This window comes from Gilliamella sp. ESL0405 (assembly GCF_019469205.1).
Taxonomy (GTDB): Bacteria; Pseudomonadota; Gammaproteobacteria; order Enterobacterales; family Orbaceae; genus Gilliamella.
The window spans coordinates 1,338,984-1,357,386 of record NZ_CP048265.1 but is presented as its reverse complement, the minus strand read 5'-3'; the positions used below and the strand labels follow the sequence as shown (position 1 = coordinate 1,357,386).

11 protein-coding genes are annotated in these 18,403 nt (G+C 35.8%); 5 read left to right on the top strand and 6 right to left on the bottom strand.

Annotation, left to right across the window (positions count from 1 at the left end; translation table 11 throughout):
* Positions 1–58: 58 nt before the first annotated feature.
* On the bottom strand, positions 59–2,254 hold the full coding sequence (locus GYM74_RS05940; RefSeq protein ID WP_220219565.1) for a TonB-dependent hemoglobin/transferrin/lactoferrin family receptor: 2,196 nt from the start codon (positions 2,252–2,254) through the stop codon (positions 59–61).
* 302 nt (positions 2,255–2,556) lie between these two features.
* Positions 2,557–3,699: a 23S rRNA (uracil(747)-C(5))-methyltransferase RlmC gene (gene rlmC, locus GYM74_RS05935; RefSeq protein ID WP_220219564.1), complete on the bottom strand. Its 1,143-nt coding sequence runs from the start codon at positions 3,697–3,699 to the stop codon at positions 2,557–2,559.
* A gap of 218 nt (positions 3,700–3,917) precedes the next feature.
* Here rlmC and map point away from each other — a divergent pair, with 218 nt between their 5' ends.
* Positions 3,918–4,706: a type I methionyl aminopeptidase gene (gene map / locus GYM74_RS05930; protein ID WP_220219563.1), complete on the top strand. Its 789-nt coding sequence runs from the start codon at positions 3,918–3,920 to the stop codon at positions 4,704–4,706.
* Between the two features lie 142 nt (positions 4,707–4,848).
* Here the strand turns inward: map and GYM74_RS05925 are convergent, their stop codons facing one another.
* Positions 4,849–5,718 (bottom strand): co-chaperone YbbN, encoded by an 870-nt coding sequence (locus GYM74_RS05925; RefSeq protein WP_220219562.1) that lies wholly within the window; start codon positions 5,716–5,718, stop codon positions 4,849–4,851.
* A gap of 30 nt (positions 5,719–5,748) precedes the next feature.
* Positions 5,749–6,519 (bottom strand): SDR family oxidoreductase, encoded by a 771-nt coding sequence (locus GYM74_RS05920; RefSeq protein WP_220219561.1) that lies wholly within the window; start codon positions 6,517–6,519, stop codon positions 5,749–5,751.
* Positions 6,520–6,617: 98 nt separating this feature from the next.
* Here GYM74_RS05920 and mtnN point away from each other — a divergent pair, with 98 nt between their 5' ends.
* On the top strand, positions 6,618–7,310 hold the full coding sequence (mtnN, locus tag GYM74_RS05915; RefSeq protein WP_220219560.1) for a 5'-methylthioadenosine/S-adenosylhomocysteine nucleosidase: 693 nt from the start codon (positions 6,618–6,620) through the stop codon (positions 7,308–7,310).
* Positions 7,311–7,446: 136 nt separating this feature from the next.
* Here mtnN and rnd read toward each other — a convergent pair whose 3' ends face one another.
* Together rnd and GYM74_RS05905 are read right to left on the bottom strand one after the other, a co-directional pair.
* Positions 7,447–8,529 (bottom strand): ribonuclease D, encoded by a 1,083-nt coding sequence (rnd, locus tag GYM74_RS05910; RefSeq protein ID WP_220219559.1) that lies wholly within the window; start codon positions 8,527–8,529, stop codon positions 7,447–7,449.
* 24 nt (positions 8,530–8,553) lie between these two features.
* Entirely contained in the window at positions 8,554–9,699 is a 1,146-nt protein-coding gene (locus tag GYM74_RS05905) for a metallophosphoesterase (RefSeq protein ID WP_220219558.1), read from the bottom strand.
* Between the two features lie 72 nt (positions 9,700–9,771).
* Between GYM74_RS05905 and cmoA the strand changes: the two genes are divergently transcribed.
* The 3 genes from cmoA to GYM74_RS05890 all read left to right on the top strand — a co-directional run bounded on the left by cmoA (position 9,772) and on the right by GYM74_RS05890 (position 18,114).
* On the top strand, positions 9,772–10,503 hold the full coding sequence (gene cmoA, locus GYM74_RS05900) for a carboxy-S-adenosyl-L-methionine synthase CmoA (protein ID WP_220219557.1): 732 nt from the start codon (positions 9,772–9,774) through the stop codon (positions 10,501–10,503).
* 36 nt (positions 10,504–10,539) lie between these two features.
* Positions 10,540–11,508, top strand: a complete 969-nt coding sequence (gene cmoB, locus GYM74_RS05895; protein ID WP_220219556.1) for a tRNA 5-methoxyuridine(34)/uridine 5-oxyacetic acid(34) synthase CmoB — start codon at positions 10,540–10,542, stop codon at positions 11,506–11,508.
* A 546-nt stretch (positions 11,509–12,054) separates the two neighbouring features.
* A complete protein-coding gene (locus GYM74_RS05890; protein WP_220219555.1) occupies positions 12,055–18,114 on the top strand; it encodes an alpha-2-macroglobulin in 6,060 nt (2,019 codons plus the stop codon).
* The last annotated feature ends 289 nt before the right edge of the window (positions 18,115–18,403 follow it).

Genomic DNA, 18,403 nt, shown 5'->3' with positions numbered 1-18,403 from the left:
ACATCAACTCCTGCCAAAAATGTTTTATCAATTTGACAGAAGTATTTAACGTTAATGATTAAAAATTAATAACCGCACTAACGGCAAAAGTTCTTCCCGGCGCGGTTTGAAGCTCGATAGGATTTGTCACTTTTACATTATTTTGTGCATTTTTATAATAACTACTAAACATCGGCCATTTAAAATAGCGGCGATCAAATATATTTAATACCGATCCCCGAATAGTAATATTTTTGCTAGGGTGCCAATTTAAATAGGCATCATAGATTGCATAACCGCTTGGTTTAAATATTTCATCTGATGACGATTTGTCTTTAGAAACGTGTGATACAGCCTTAGAAAAAGTCCCGACGACTTCAGTATCAAAATTAAAATCGGGAACATTCCATTTCAAACCGATATTACCTTGCAGTGGCATGGCTTCATTAAAATAAGTTTTTCTATCACCGGGAGAATCTTGTTTTTTTCCATATTGATATGAGCTTGAAGCATTCAAAGTCCAATTTGGCGCAAAATGCCACTCGCCCGATGCTTCAATTCCCCATAAATTGACGTTGGATAAATTTTTGTAGGTATAATCCTTCGGCCCAACCCGAATAAAATTCTTAATATAGTTACTATAATTAGCTTTGAATAAACCTACACTAAACCAACCTTCTGAAAAATCGCCTCTAATGCCGGTCTCATAAGATTTCACTTTTTCAGGTTTTAGTTTAGGGTTAGGAATCAGATTCATCGTTACCGAAGGCAATGACGTATAAAGCTGTTGAGCCGTTGGCATTTTGAATCCTTCAGCATAACGGGCATAAGCAGAATATTGATCAGTGATGTTATATAATATGCCTAATTGCGGAATAAGGCGATGTGAACTCAAATCACGAGGCTCTTTGCCTTTAACCACCGCATAATGGCTATCGGTATTGGGTTTAATTTTATAGGTTGCGTATCGTAAACCCGGTTTAATTTTTAAATTTTCAGAGATAAAGTGAAATTCATCTTGAAGATAGATATCTGCACGTTGCGTTTTAGCATTAGCAAAATTAAAGCCGCCACCTATGGTTTTTACGCCATTTTTGGTGCTCTCATTACGATAATAGCTACGGGTAATATCCCCTTGAAAACCATAAGTTAAATCATGCGTTATATTGAAAAAATCCACGTTCGAATTTAACTGAAGATCCAACTGCCAAAACTTTTCTTTATAATCGTTAGTGGTATAGGTATTAATCGGATTTTGTCGTTTATCTTTTTGTTGACGATACGATTTTAAATAACGTTCTTGCGGCGAGTAAGAGAACATGGTTTTGATTTGATCGATAAATGATACTGGGGGCGTCCAACTATCATCAATAGCATACCTTTTACGAGTTTGTATTTGCGTTCTTCGATAATCGCCATTAAATGTTCCGTTAGCTTGTAAACCATAATCATACATCTGTTTAACAAATGAGTTAGACCGGAAATTTTCAAATGTTAACTTTGTTTCTCGAGTGTCATTATGATAAACCAATTTGGTTAACATATTTTCTGCTTTGGCATCTAACGGATTGAGTTTATTACATCTAATGGCATCTTCGCCACGTGGACAGCCCCAAATACCGCCATTCGCTTTAGCTTTAGATAACTTGGCTTCTTGGTAATCTCTTCGGCTAAAGCTTATCAGCCCTTCTAAATTAGGCAGCAATTCAAGCGCTAACATGCTTGTTTTAGTATTTTGTTTATTCAAACTATCATAACCACCACTTAATCGCACTGCATAAGATTTACCTTTCAGCAAATCACTGGGATCTAAAGTTTTAAATGCAACTACCCCACCAACGGCATCAGCGCCCCATAAGACCGATCCCGGTCCACGAATAACTTCAACAGCTTTTATGTTGGCTAAATCAATAAAATTTCTATTGCCGTCTTGGATACTTTCAATCACTCTTGCACCGTCGACTTGCATTTGAATACGATTACCTGCCATACCACGTATTCTAATACCGCCTAAATTACCAAAAGGGTCAGTACCTGAAGTTTGTCTGTTAACTGAGATTCCCGGTAAATATCTGACTAAATCTTCCATTGTTGACATTTGATGATCATCAATGTTCTTGCTAGTGATAACATCAACGGTTTCCGGAATAGCTAATTTGGCTCTCTTTTGTCTGGTAGCCGTAACCGTCATAGTTTCCAATTCATCATCAGCCGCAAAAACTGATAGTGGTAATGAAGCAGCTAAAACGGTTAAAAATATTTTACTTATTTTCATTTTTCACCATAAACTTATGTTATTGAACTGCTCGCATTAAATTTCCAATTTTTGATAATTATCATTTTTTCGTAAATCTATCAAAAATAATAAATAAGATCAACAATAATGATAACCATTACCATTTGCTAATAATTATCATTAACATTAAAATAAAAAACATAAAAATATTCGTAAGTTAGAGAAGTGTTTGAAGATTAATTGATATCAAAGCGACAAAGTTTAAGAGGTAAAATGAGGAAATTGATGATTAATACTTATTAATCATCAATTAATAAAAACTCGCCTAAATGTTTAAAAAGTTATTGCAATTTTTCCAATAAAACCAACACTTCCATATGTGAAGTATGAGGGAACATATCAAACAGTTGTACTTTACTAATTTGATAATCCGATAACAAGCGAACATCAGCAACTAACGATGATAAGTTACAACTTGAATATAAGATAAAGTTGGGTGACATCTGTTGTAAATATTGTATCAATTGGCTCCCTGCCCCACGTCTGGGTGGATTAAGTAAGACTAAATCCGCTACAGCTTGCTCGGCGATTGCATATTGGGTTGCATCCAATGATTTAAATGTCAAATTATTAAATCCTAGTTGTTTGGCCGATTGGGTTGCGCAATCGATAGCATCGGCACTTATTTCAATACCCGTCAATTGTATCTGTTTATCCATTGCTTGAACGCAATGCAAACCAAAACCACCGACACCACAAAATAGATCCCAAATGGACTTAATATCTAAATCAGCAATCCACTCACTTGCTGTCTTATACAGGTTTTGAGCAATATAAGTATTGGTTTGAAAAAAGCTTTTCGATTTAATAAAAAGCGGAATTTGATTTATCGTCATGGGTAAATATGGATTATTAGTCAAAACTAACTCTTCTTCCCCTTCTAAAATCGCGGCATGATTCGGCTGAATATTAATTGAAACGACTTGCAAATTTTGAATTGTCGCTTGTAGTTGGTGAAAAGAGTTTTTAATTTTACTCACCAATTTATGTGATTTTAAAACAAATCGTAACATAAAGCCGCTTGATTGAGACATTGAGCTTTGGGTAATGATCACATATTTTAATTCGCCTTTGCGTTTATTGATATTATAGGGCACCAGACCTTGTTTACGAATATAACTACGCACTATTTTCAATATACTTTGCATACCAGCGCTATATAACGGACAATCACATAAATCGACAGCTTGATCACCATTTTCAATCCCTAGTATCGGCTTTTCAACGGTACCTAATACCGCCATTTTCGCTTTATTTCGAAAAGCAGAATCAGGGCTAGCAAACGGCGCCATAACTTCTTTGGGTTGTAAGGTAGCTAGCTGCTTTAATAACTCATGTTGTTTGTCTTCGAGTTGCTTTGGGTAAGGACGATTAATCCACTGGCAAGATAAACATTTCTTTTGTTGATAATAGTGACATTGCATTACGATAAAACCTTTTTTTATAATTGGTAATTATATACTTAAAAGTCGTTTTACCAGTATTACTTTTCATTTTTATACTCAAACATAGGTAAAATCTGAAACTTCTTTACAGAATATTGATTAACTCTTGATAACCTGTCGCATAATAGCCTCGCTATAATTTGACGAAAAAATGGTATATGGTAGGATATTGTCATCAATATTACAGGAATATTTGAATGTCTATTAAGTTAAAAACCCCAGAACAAATTGAAAAAATGCGTATTGCAGGAAAGCTTGCAGCAGAAGTATTAGAAATGATTGAGCCTTATGTCAAACCTGGCATTAGTACCGGTGAGCTAGATAAAATTTGTTATGATTATATCGTCAATGTCCAAAAAGCAATTCCGGCTAATATTGGCTATAGTGGATATCAACATACCAGTTGTATTTCAATTAATGACGTAGTATGTCACGGCATCCCGAGCTTTGAAAAAAAATTAAAAGACGGGGATATTTTAAACATCGATGTGACTGTCATCAAAGACGGTTATCATGGCGATACCTCTCGCATGTACATTGCTGGCAAACCAACAGTTGCGGGCGAAAAACTTTGCCAAGTCACTCAGCAAAGCTTGTATGAAGCAATCAAAATTATTAAACCGGGTATTCGTTTAAGAGAGATCGGTAAAACCATCCAAAAATATGTCGATAAATTTGGCTTTTCATCGGTACGTGAATATTGCGGGCACGGCATTGGCGAAGTCTATCATGATGAGCCGCAAGTACTGCATTATGATGCTGATGACGGCGGTGTGATTTTAAAAGCCGGCATGACATTTACTATCGAACCGATGATAAATACCGGCGACTGGCGAACTCGCACCATGAAAGATGGTTGGACAGTGAAAACCAAAGACCATGGTCTTTCAGCGCAATACGAACACACGATTTTAGTGACCGAAAATGGCGTTGAGGTTTTAACGCTTCGAAAAGACGAAGACTTCCCTAGAGTCATAGAACACTAAAAAACAAAAGATTCAACAATTTAACATTGTTGAATCTCCGCTTATTTTATTCTTCTATTATCATCGTAACGTTCACTTGTTGTTAATCTGTCAAACTTCAGATCGAAAACCAACAAGTGACCTCATCAAAACCGACTAACAATTAATAAAGTAAAGTATAGAGTTTACGACGATAAGTTCCGGCTAACGAATTACTGGTACCTAAGGCTGCGAGCAGATCCAGTAAGGTCTTTTTAATACGCCCTTCCCCAGCATTGAGATCTTTGGTAAGCGGTTTATAGAGCAATTCTAATGCCTCTTCATGTCGACCAACCTGCATTAATTGTGAGGATAGTTGAATCATTAAATCGATATTATCCGGTTGTTCGGCTAATTGCGCTTGTAGTAACTGCAATTGAGGTGAGTTTGCCGCTTGCTCAAGTAATTCTATCTCAGCTTGTAAACCATGGAAAACTGAATCTTGATCTTGTAATGGTATCGTTGCCAGTACTTCTTTAGCATCAGCCAGTTGCTTTAATTCGATTTGCGCTTTTGCCAGCATCAACGCAATATCAGATCGTGGTTTCCCTAAATGGTCAGTAAGATTTTGCCAGGCTTGTTTTAATAAAGGTAATGCTTGTTCATATTTCCCTTCATTATATAAATTTTGTGCTTCAACAAGTTTTAATTCATCTTCATTTGGCAACACTTTAGCTAAAAATTGTTTAATCACTTCTTCAGTCTGTGGACCTTGAAAACCATCAACCGGTTGACCATTTTGAAATAGATAGACGGTAGGAATAGCACGAAGACCGAATTGGGCAGCTAACATTTGCTGTTCATCACAATTGATGCTAGCCAAAATAAATTGACCATGATGCTCATTAGTGAGTTTGGTCAATGTTTGAGTCATTGCCTCGTAATTGGGACTTCTTGCAGACCAGAAATAGAATAGCACTGGCAATCGAGAAGATTGCTCGATGATCTGTTGAATATTTTGTTCATTGACATCAAAAATAAATTGCTGTTGCATATCGTGTCCTATCAATAATATGGTTAGGTATTATTTATTTTGTAAAATTTTATCCATTAATCTATCCGGAAGCAAACGTTTAGCTATTGCTGCCAACTTCGTTACCATGGTGACCCTGTAACGTATTTTCGGTCTAGCATGCTCTAACGCATGTATCAAATAGGGTAAAATGGCTTGTGCTGGTAAGGTAAAGCGTTTGGCTATAGGCGGATTTTTGACAATTTTATCCTTGTCGGTTTGATTAACATTGGCTGAAAAGTCGGTTTTCAATGGCCCGGGTTCAATCAAGCAGACTTTAATATTGGTTTTAGCTAACTCTAATCTTAACACATCAGACCACGCTTCTAATGCATATTTACTGGCTGAATAAGCGCCTCGACCGGGGGTGGCGACAACACCGACAATTGAACTGGTTTGAATAATTCGCCCTTCGTTGTGCGCTAACATAGCCGGCAAAAGTAACTGGGTTAATTGATGAACACCAAAAAAGTTTGTCGAAAATTGAGATTCTAACTGTTCACGGCTAATTGTATTTAAGCGCCCATAAACACCAAATCCGGCATTATTAAAAAGTGCATACAATTTACCATTGGTTAAGCGTAAAACCTCGTTAGCCGCCTGCGTGACCGATTGCGGATCATCCAGATCCAGTAGCACGGTTTCAAATCCTTGATCAATTAATTTTTGTTGGTCTGATATTTTTCGGCAAGAAGCAATAACACGATAACCCCGTTGCTTTAATGTCAAAGCTGAGATTAGCCCGATACCACTAGAACAACCTGTTATAAAAATTGTGCGCAAAGTTCAACTCCATTAGTTTGATATATTGTCAAGCTTGAAGACTGCAATTATGATAGCATATTTATCCTAATATTATGCCCGTTAGCTAAGAGGAAATTATGAAAATTGCTATCATCGCTGCAATGGAAGAAGAAGTTGCTATATTAAAAAGTAAAATCACTAATTATCATATCGAACACCATTTAGGTTGCGATTTTCATGTTGGTCAAATAGCCGGATGTGATATTGTTTTACTTCAATCGGGAATTGGTAAAGTAGCAGCCGCCTCCGGCACCACTCTTTTACTTAATCATTATCAGGCTGAAGCGGTGATTAATACCGGTTCAGCCGGTGGGCTATCAAGCGCATTAAACATTGGTGATATTGTTGTATCGAAAGATGTTTTTTACCATGATGTCGATTTAACTGCTTTTGGTTATCAACCGGGACAAATGTCGGGTTGTCCGGTAACATTCGCCGCCGATTCAAAATATCAAGCGTTAGCAAAATCTTGCATCAAAAAACAGGGCGTTAATGCGGTTGAAGGATCAATTGGTAGTGGTGATGCATTTATCAATGGTAAAGAAAATCTGCAAAGAATCAAACAAACCTTCCCGGATGCAATCGCCGTTGAAATGGAAGCCGCTGCAATTGGCCATGTTTGTTGGTTATTTAAAACCCCATTTGTTGTGGTACGAGCGATTTCAGATAATGGTGACAGTGAATCAGCGGTTGATTTTCAATCATTTTTAAAACTGGCCGCCGCCCACTCCTCAGCGATTGTCGAGTCAATGCTTGCTGAACTGGCGTAAATCAGACTAATTTGGGTGACCAATCAAGAAAAAATCGATTTTATTTTGATAAGCTGTTTTGATAATAATAAAGCTTACCCATTGCCAGTTTCTCGCCCTTGGTTTAATTATATCAGCAGGTATGACCTGCTGACTTTTAAATACCAAACTTTTCAAATAAAGGTTTACGCCAACCCTGTAATATTTCAGGCTCAGTACTGGTTTTATCCGCTTGCCATTTTACATATTGATTAATCAACCGCCTTGAAAGCAATAAATCCGGATTAAGCCCGGTTTGAGAAGCAATGGCTTGTGCCGCATTTTTCAATTGTTCACAGATATCTTTGTAATTAGGATAACGGTTAACCCGGCAAATCGGTGCAATGTCCGGCGTCGGCTGAGCTAAAATATCTAAAATCATCTGACCATACAGGCGTATTTCTTTCCCTTTCATGCCTAATTGACTCAGCTCACTGAGCGATGAAGGTAAAAAACGGGCTATTTTAAATAAGACCTCTTCATGCACAACAAAATTTAGCGCAATATCTTGCTCTTTCGCTATCAGATATCGAAAACGGGCTAATTTATACAATTGCCCTAAATTTTTTCCTTTTAATTGCCAACTATTTTTAATATTGAGATACGCATCATCAGGATTCATTACCTCACACTTACGGCTAATCACCATTTGACACTCTTGATAAGCAGCGGATAAATAATGATTGTCTGCTAACAGTGCTTTCAATTTATTCATCAATGGCAAAAGATACAGTACATCATTGATAGCATATTGGCATTGTTTATCGGTTAAAGGTCGTTTAAGCCAATCAGTTCGTGTTTCACTTTTATCCAGTTCTACCGCTAAATATTTATTAACTAAACTGGCATAGCCACTACTGAGTGGGTTATCCAAAAACGAAGCGAGAATTTGACTATCAATGATTGGCGTTGGTACGCAACCAAAGTGATGTAAAAACACTTCAATATCTTCAGAACAAGAGTGAAAATACTTTTCAATTTTTGGATTATTTAACACCGCCAAAAAATCTTGCCAGTCAGTTATCGCTATGGGATCAATCAATGCTGCATGCTCGCCATTAAATACTTGTAACAAGCCTAAATGAGGGAAAAACGTACGAGTACGTACAAATTCTGTATCTAATGCTAAAGCTGAACTGTTTTGAATGTTCAAACAAAATTCAGCTAGCTGGTCATTATGGGTAATAAGCTTATAAGACAAATTAAGATTCCTATTGAGACAAGTTTACGGTTTAGTGTTAAAAGTCACATCAATCACCCCAATTTCACCCCGTGTCATTAAGCGAATAGGAGGACTACCAAAACCAAATCCGCTACTAACAATACTGGTAAAATGGTGTGTGGTATCTTGATATAAACCATAGGGATTTTTATACATTATATCAACAACTAAATTAATTGGGAAAATTTGCCCGCCATGGGTATGCCCTGATAGCATCAGATCGACACCTAAATTAGCGGCTTTATCAAGATTGCTGGGCTGATGATCAAGCAAGATTATAGGTGTATTGCTATCACTAAACATCATCAAATCAGCAAGTGACGCTCGTTTAGCATGATAACGGTAAGACGAAAGATCATCACGGCCGATTAATGTTATGCCAACATCATCCAGATAAATAACATCATCTTTTAATACTTTCATATTGGCTTGCTCAAAAGCATCAATAATATCTTGCTCATGATTGTCGGCGTGTTTGGAATGGTAATATTCATGATTACCAAAAATTACAAAAGTACCATATTTCGACTTCAATTGTTGAAACTGTTTAGCAAAACCTCGTTGAGTAAATGGCGCTAAGCGCCTATCTAATGTATCACCGGTGATCACAATAAAATCGGCCTGTTGTTGGTTTACCTCTTCCACCATTTGTTCAATTCTTTTCGGTGATGTTAATTCACTTAGATGAATATCGCTTAGATGCACAAAACGTAGATGATCGACATTTGCCGACTTATTAATATTGACATGATAATGCACAATTGTTGGATTAACAGCCAAACTATATCCATAAAAACACAACGAAATAACCGCAACCACATAGCAGATTTTAAACCACAGCTTCAGTTTAAACCGCTTTTTACTCGCCAAATAAATGGCATCCGCCAGTAAAATTAACAAACTTGCGCAAATCACGACAGATGCCAGACAATTAAAAAATAGCACTAGGTGTGGAACAGCAAAATTATTCGCTAATCGAGCAATTATCAAAGAGTAAATCGCAATAGCCACCAATGACCAATACATTAATCGATAACAACCGGTTAACTTAATATCAAACCAAAACTGCCACCTTTTTCCTAAATAAAACGTTGCTAAGCCACTAACAAAAATAGCGATTAAAGGAGTGAAAAGATCTACAAAAGCCATAATTAACCAAACAATTTATCGCAAAAAAGTGATATGATAACAAAATTATTTTTTCCAGTACCAATAACTTTTATGAGTATAAAAAAAGACCAATTATTCATGGCGCCAATTGAAAAGCTAGGCGATTGGACGTTTGATGAAAAAGTCGCTGAAGTTTTCCCCGATATGGTGCAACGTTCTGTCCCAGGTTATTCAAATATTATTTCAATGATTGGTATGCTTGCAAAGCGATTTGTCCAGCCAAACTCTGTGATTTATGACTTAGGTTGTTCATTAGGTGCCGCTACCCTTTCAATTCGTCGTCATGTTAATCAGCCTAACTGTAAAATTATTGCGGTTGATAACTCTTTACCGATGATTGAACGGTGCAAACGCCACATAGAGTCTTATAAAGCAACAACGCCAGTCGAAGTGATTTGCGATGATATTTGTAATATTGAAATGCAAAATGCTTCAATGGTCGTGCTTAATTTCACCTTGCAATTTTTAACGCCTGAAAATCGTCAACAAGTGTTAAATCGCATCTATCAAGCGCTTAATCCTAACGGAATATTAGTCTTATCAGAAAAGTTTAGCTTTACCGATCCCATTATTGATGAGTTGCTATTTAACATGCATCATGATTTTAAACGCGCTAACGGCTATAGCGAGCTGGAAATTAGCCAAAAGCGCAATATGTTAGAAAACGTCATGTTAACTGACAGTATCGAAACACATAAACAACGTTTATCACAAGCCGGATTTGCGCATATTGATACCTGGTTTCAATGTTTCAATTTTGGCTCCATCATTGCCATTAAATAGCCCGCTTTTTTTAGTGTAATTAATAAGGAAAATAGCATGATTGATTTTGGTGATTTTTACCAGATTATTGCAAAAAATAAGCTCAGCCATTGGCTTGAAGTGTTACCGGCACAATTAGCCCATTGGCAAAAACACAATATTGATAATCGTTTTAATCAATGGCTAAATAGCATAAAACATTTACCGACAATCACGCCCTATTACATTGACCTATTACACAGTGTAACGGCCAAAACCGAGCATCCGCTAAGCGCTGGCGAGCAACAACGAATAGAACAACTATTGAAAACCATGATGCCGTGGCGTAAAGGCCCTTTTCATTTGTATGATATTGAGATTGATACTGAATGGCGCTCTGATTGGAAATGGGAACGATTGATTAACCACATTGACTGTCTGGAAGGCAAAACGGTATTAGACGTAGGTTGTAATAGTGGCTATCATTTATGGCGAATGGTTGGAGCAGGCGCAAAACTTGCAGTGGGAATCGATCCTATGGCGCTTTACCTTTGTCAATTTGAAGCAATACGAAAACTATTAGGTAATGATAAGCGAGCACATCTATTACCATTAGGGATTGAACAGCTTCCAAAACTTACTGCTTTTGATACGGTATTTTCCATGGGCGTTTTATATCATCGCCGTTCACCACTCGATCATCTTTACCAACTAAAAGATCAACTTGTTAACGGTGGACAGTTAATACTTGAAACACTGGTTATCGAAGGTGAATTGCATCAAGCACTAATGCCGGGAGAACGTTATGCACAAATGCGTAATGTCTATTTTATACCGTCTGTTCCTACCATGATCAATTGGTTACAAAAATGTGGCTTTAGTGAAGTAAAATTGGTGGATATTTCGCAAACTAGCTTAGATGAGCAACGCAAAACGCCGTGGATGACATCAGATTCATTAGCTGACTTTTTAGATCCTAACGATAGCTCAAAAACGATTGAGGGTTATCCCGCCCCAACTAGAGCTGTATTTGTTGCCAGAAAATAAAACTTAATAAATCAGAGCGTATCAATAAAACATTAACACTGATAGGCATCAAAATTGGATTTAGACCAATATGGTAGGTTATTCAATTTTTGATTGCCAATCAAATGTTACATCCCCTATCTTCACAATATTAATTAACCTATTATTGTGTTTAAAAACGCCGCCCAAACACGCTGCTTGATAAGCCGAAAACTTGCCCAAAAATAGTAATGATTGCGCTCCCAAAATCTGATCAATTCTAAATATTTTTGATTGTCAATCACCACCTTTATCCAAAACGTATGCCTGAATGGTTTTAACCAATTTCATTTAAGATAATTCACAAACATAATCGCATGAAATATCGCCAGAAAAAGACTGTTTTTTGCCATTTTTTTCTATCTTATTTTTACATAAAGATGTATAATTCTTTACAATTTCTTTTCAAAGTCTATTTACAGGGATTTGTTTAAAAAAACACTTGTAAAGAAGTTTCAGAAATACCATACGTTTCAGTATAAATACAATAATTTTTTATCAAATCTATCTATAAGGAATAAGTATACAATGGGGTTACTTCGATCTATTCTTGAATTGCCTTTTTACCTATTACAAAAAGGTTGGGAAATAATACGCTATTTTATTATTTTCTTATTTTACTTAATCAAAGGAATCTTCTGGCTATTTACCCCAATAATTGGTGAGATAAATTGCCATTGGTCTTTACCCAACTGGTTAGCAAAAATAAAAACTTCCTATGATTCAATTGGCATGGCGCTTAATAAAAGAAAGCTGTTGATCGGTTCAACAATTATCGTCACTGCAATTGCGATAATTTCTATCAACTATCTATATCATTGGAATCTAAACCGCCCTAAACCAGTAGAAGCAGCCACCAATGTTAAGAACACTTATTCTGTCAGAATAGATCCGCCTACTTTCAAAGATTATCGATTGAAAGTTAACTTTTTGGGATCGTCCCACTCTCCAGCCCCATTAGAACTAATCAATAAAGAAATTACTCAAGGGATTTCTATTTCGCCTAAAATAGAAGGTACTTGGGTATGGGCTAATGACAATACCATAATATTCGAACCGCTCACAAAGTCGTGGCCACTAGGAGAAACATATCAAGTAAACTTAGATGATAAAAAACTGTTAGCCGATAATAATTTTTTAAAAAAAAATTCTGTATACCACACGTTTATTTCACCTGAATTTGACTACAAATTAAATCCAACAGGCAAACTTTTTTACGATCCGACACAAGATTACGCGCTCAAAGTCATCAATTCAATTACCTTTAATTATCCTGTAGATAAACAAACTTTAGAAAAAAACATAAAACTTTCACTTTATGAAATAATTGATGACAAAGATAAAGATGATAAATTTTTAGAAAATATCGATTTTACTCTTGCTTATAATGAAGATAATACTGTTGCCTATATCACTAGTAGTGCGCTTCCAATACTGAAAAATCCTGGTTATCTCAAAATAGAGATAGATAAAGGTGTTACATCCTCACTTGGTGGTGCTCCGGTTTTCACAACAGTTGCTTCAACTATCAACCTACCGGGTAAATATAATCTTGAAATCATTGACAGTGAACTAGATATTGTTTCAGGCACTAATAATGACCTAAAACAAGTATTAAATATTTCTTTATCTCAAGTAGTCAACGATGAAGAATTAGCTAAAATGATTAGAGTTTGGCAACTACCTGAAGATAACAATAAAAATAATAACGATGAAGAAAAAAAATATGATGATGATGATGATGATGATGATGATGATGATTATAATTATAGTTTTGAGAGATATTTTGAACAAAGCTCTATTTACGTCGATGAGAAATTACTCGCACAAGCTAAACCTGTTGAATTAAAATTAAGAAAAGGTGAAGACAATGATAATAAGGTAGTGAGTTTTGACTTACAAGCTGATCAGAAATCTAAGCTTTATATTGTTATCGACCGAAATTTAGTTGCGCAAAATGGTTATATTCTTGGCGAAGAATATAAAAAAGTTTTAACCGTACCAAAATATTCGAAATTTGCTAGCTTTACTTCATCAGGTTCTTTGTTATCGCTTTCTGGTGAGAAGAAAATACTATTGGTTTCTCGAAACATTAAACATTTGAAACTTCAAATTGATCGTGTTATCCCTTCTCAGCTTCATCATTTACCTTCATTTAATAGAGGTTATTCTTTGGAAGATATGGACTTTGGACGTAATTCTAATGACCATTTTGTCGATAGATTTGTATTTACTAAAGAAATAACGGGTCCAGCTCAATCAGTTCAAGAGACCGCCTTCGATCTAACCAGTTACTTAACTAAAAATACCAATGATGTTAAAAATCGAGGCGTCTTTATACTCTCCGTTTATGGTAATGATGGTCTTAATGATGATGGTAAACATCAAAAACCAAATAAAATCAAATATAATTTTATGCAATCACGGCTTATTGTCGTAACAGATTTGGGAATTATTGCCAAGAAATCTCTCGACAACTCTTATGATCTGTTTATCCAGTCAATAAATACAGGGGAACCGGTCAGCAACGCAAAAGTGACTGTCATGGGTATCAACGGTGTGACTATTACGTCACAAGTGACTGATGAAAGCGGACATGTCAAATTTTTACCGTTATCTGAATATGATCAAGGTGTAAAACCAGTTGTATTTATTGTTGAGAAAGATCAAGATTTATCGTTTCTGCCGATTGACAAAAGCTCGACAAATTTAGAATTTTCACGATTTGGGACATATGGTGAAGAAGAAACCGTTGACGGTGGTCAGTTACGCTCACATATCTTTACTGATCGTGGTATTTACCGCCCCGGCGATACTTTACATGTCGGTACCATTGTTAAAGCACAAAAATGGGCTAAATCATTAGCCGGCATAACGTTAGAAGCAGAAATCCATGATGCCAAATCTAATATAGCACTGAAAAAACCAATAGTGCTTGATAATTCAGGTTTTAATGAAATCAGTTATAAAACCAGTTATAGTTCCCCTACCGGTGAATGGTTTATCTATTTATATCTAAAAAATGACAATGAAAAGCAACGAATTTTATTAGGCATTGAATCATTTATTGTTCGTGAATTTGAACCGGATAAAACACAGGTATCACTAAAATTATTACCAGAAATTAAAGCAGGCTGGAGAAAACCTGAAACATTAAAAGCACAAATTACCGCTAAGAATTTGATTGGAACAGATGCAGCTAATCGCCGTGTAACAAATACATTAATTCTTCAGCCGTTTTCCACTCAATTTACAAAATATGAAGATTATTATTTTTATAGTTCTTCTCTAGTTAACGATCAAAGTTTCAAGGTAGAATTAGACGAACAAAATACCGATGAAGATGGTATTGTTAATGTCGATATTTATAAAAATCTCAATAGTTTTAAAGGCAATTACATACTCAAAATGCTAACCGAAGTCTTTGAACCTGATAGTGGGCGAAGTGTCGCTGCAACAGCAACAACATTAGTATCGCCTAATGATTACCTTGTTGGGGTTAAAAAAGACAATTATGATTGGAATTTTTTCAAAGATTCTAAAAATTATTTGGAATTTATTGCTATCAATCCATTACTGGAAAAAATTGATCTCAATGATTTGAAACTCTCAGTTTTTGAAGAGAAAAAAGTTTCTGTTTTGGTTAAGCAACCGTCTAATAACTATCAATATGAATCACGTTCAAAAGTCTCGCTAATATCACAGAAGCCTTTTGCGATCAGCAAAGATAAAACAATTTATCAGTTTGATACGCAAAACCCGGGTAATTTTATTATTGAAATCAGGGATAAGAATGATAATTTACTACACAAAATTCAGTACGAAGTTAAAGGGGATTCAAATTATGAACGTTCATTTTACCGTAATTCAGGGTTAGATCTTAAAATTGATAAAACCAATTATAATCCGGGAGATGAGATAGAAATCGCTATTAAAACCCCATATGTTGGTAGCGGTATAATCACTATCGAGCGGGATAAGGTTTATGCATGGAAATGGTTCCATACTGATACAACTAGCTCAATACAAAAGATCACAATACCGCAAGATATTGTCGGTAATGCTTATATTAATATACAGTTTATTCGAGATCCAAACTCTGAAGAAATATTCCTCAGTCCGCTTAGCTATGGTGTTGTACCATTTAGAATTAGTACTACCCAGTTTGACGATAAACTCACCTTGCAAGTACCAGAAAAAATAAAATCGGGTAATAAACTTCCTATTACCTTGCATAGTAATTCCCCGCAAAAAGCCATTATTTTTGCGGTTGATGAAGGTATCTTACAAATTACAAAATATAGGCTCGTAAATCCTTTAAACAGTTTCTTTGCTAAAAAGCAACTATCTGTTAAAACTTTACAAATTATGAATATGATTTTGCCAGAGTTTAGACACCTAATTTATAGTTCTGCACCAGGGGGAGATAACGGAAATAATATGGAATTTGCCGGTCATCTCAATCCATTTAAACGCAAAGGCGATGAGCCGATAGTTTATTGGTCAGGTATTATTGATGTAAACGGAGATAAAACCGTTGAATATCAAGTCCCTAACTATTTTAACGGTGAGTTAAGAATAATGGCTGTCTCAGTGGGTGAAAACACCATGGGGCGCACGCAAACATCAACAACAGTACATAATGATATTGTGTTGCAACCAAACGCGCCTTATTTTACAACGCCAAATGATGAATTTGAAGTTAGCCTTAATCTGACAAATTTAATTGAAAATATGGGTGATAAAACTATTCCAATTAGTGTTAATGTCACAACTACCCCACACCTCTCAATTATCGGTGAAAACGAAAAAACAATCGAGCTGGCAACCGGTAAAAATGGCGTATTGAATTTTAACTTTAAAGTCAATTCTCAGCTTGGCAATGCTGATCTGCACTTCACTGCCGTAGCTGGTGATATTAAGGTAACAAGAGATATCAGTCTTTCTGTTCGACCGAGTAGCGAATATCGTCTCACCACGATGATGGGACGAATCGATGGTCACAAACAAGAGTTTACTGGCTTTAGGGATATGTACAGTGAATTTAGTAAACGTCAGGCATCGGCATCCTATTCACCATTTGTACTGAGTAAAGGATTGGGGACATATTTGCAAAATTATCCTCACAACTGCTCTGAGCAAATTATTAGTCGTGCTATCCCTGCTTTAGTCGCAAAGAAATATGCTGATTTTGATTTAATTTCTCAAGAAGAAAATATTTCTCTATCAGATGTGTTCCAAATTCTGCAATCACGCCAAAATAGTTCAGGTGTTATTGGATTATGGTATCCAACCAATGAAGAGGATCCGTTTGTGACATTATATGCGGTTCACTTTATGCTTGACGCAAAAGATATGGGACAAGCTATTCCACAAAAAATGCTCGATAATGCTAATCACTATCTAGAATATTTAGTAAATCGTGTTGCTTTTGATTTAAATCAAGTACGTTCACGAGCTTACGCTATTTATTTATTGACCCGGCAAAATAAAATAATGACCAACTATCTAGCATCCCTTTTAACCGATTTAAATAGAAAATATGATGCTTCTGAATGGGAAACCGATATTATGGCTATGTATATCGCATCTTCTTACAAGATGCTCAAAATGGATAAACAAGCTGAAGAATTATTAAAACCTGTCTGGAAAAAAATGGAAAAAGCTTATGATAATGCATGGTGGACAAATAACTACTATGATCCATTAGTGGTAGATGCAAGCAAAATTTACCTAATTAACAAGCATTTCTCAGAAAAAGCACAAGATATTCCTGCCCAAGCGTTGGAAAATATGGTGTTAATGCTCAATAAGCAAAAATACACAACGCTATCAGCAGCAATGACAATAATGGCATTAAGCAATTATTCTTCAAATATTGTCAATGCTCAATTAACCAACGATTCACTACAAATTAGTACAGCATCAAGAGGTAGCGATAAACAAAAATTGATTGCCAATTTACAAGGTATACTGGCGAAAGCGAAATTTGCTGCTGAGGATAATACCCTATATGTAAATAACGTTACCGATTTACCTGCATGGTATATGATTTCACAGCAAGGCTATGATAAAAACATTTCAAGCGAGCCGATTAAATCCGGACTTGAAATCTATCGTGAATTTACCGATAAAAATGGCAAACCTGTTGAACAAGTCGAACTGGGAGAGACAATTAATGTCACGATCAAAGTTCAAGCCCTATCTCAAGAAGGTGCGACCAACATTGCAGTTGTAGATCTATTGCCTGCCGGCTTTGAAGTGGTACAACAAGCCATGAACTCGGAGCAAAGTGATAATGAAGATGACAATGGCGATGAGCAAAACGGTTGGCAATCACCGATAGCCATAAAACCCCATGGCTACACTTGGTATCCTGATTATACCGACGTCCGTGAAGATCGAGTCATTATCTATGGTTCTACCGACCAAGGCGCGGTAAAAGAATTTTCTTATCAAATAAAAGCCACCAATGTTGGAACTTATACCATTCCACCTTCATTTGCTGAAGCAATGTATAATCGTGATATTCAGGCGATATCAAAAGCAGGCAACAAAATCAAAGTGGTATCACCACCACAACAATGATTAAACAACTAGATATATCGATTTTAAAACGGGCTTATCGCCCGTTTTTTTTACCGAATATTTAACGAAGAAAAAACAAATGATCGCATTAATGATCAACAAATAGCGAAACTATTAACTTCCTCTCAATAAACCCTATGAAAATACAATTACATATCACCAGCGCATACCTAAAAAAAGATCGTAAATTAAGATTTTTAATATCATGTTTTTACGCAAAGTAGTATAATTTATTACTTATTTTATTAATTATATTTGTTGGTCTTTTCTAATCCTTGTCAAGAAGTTT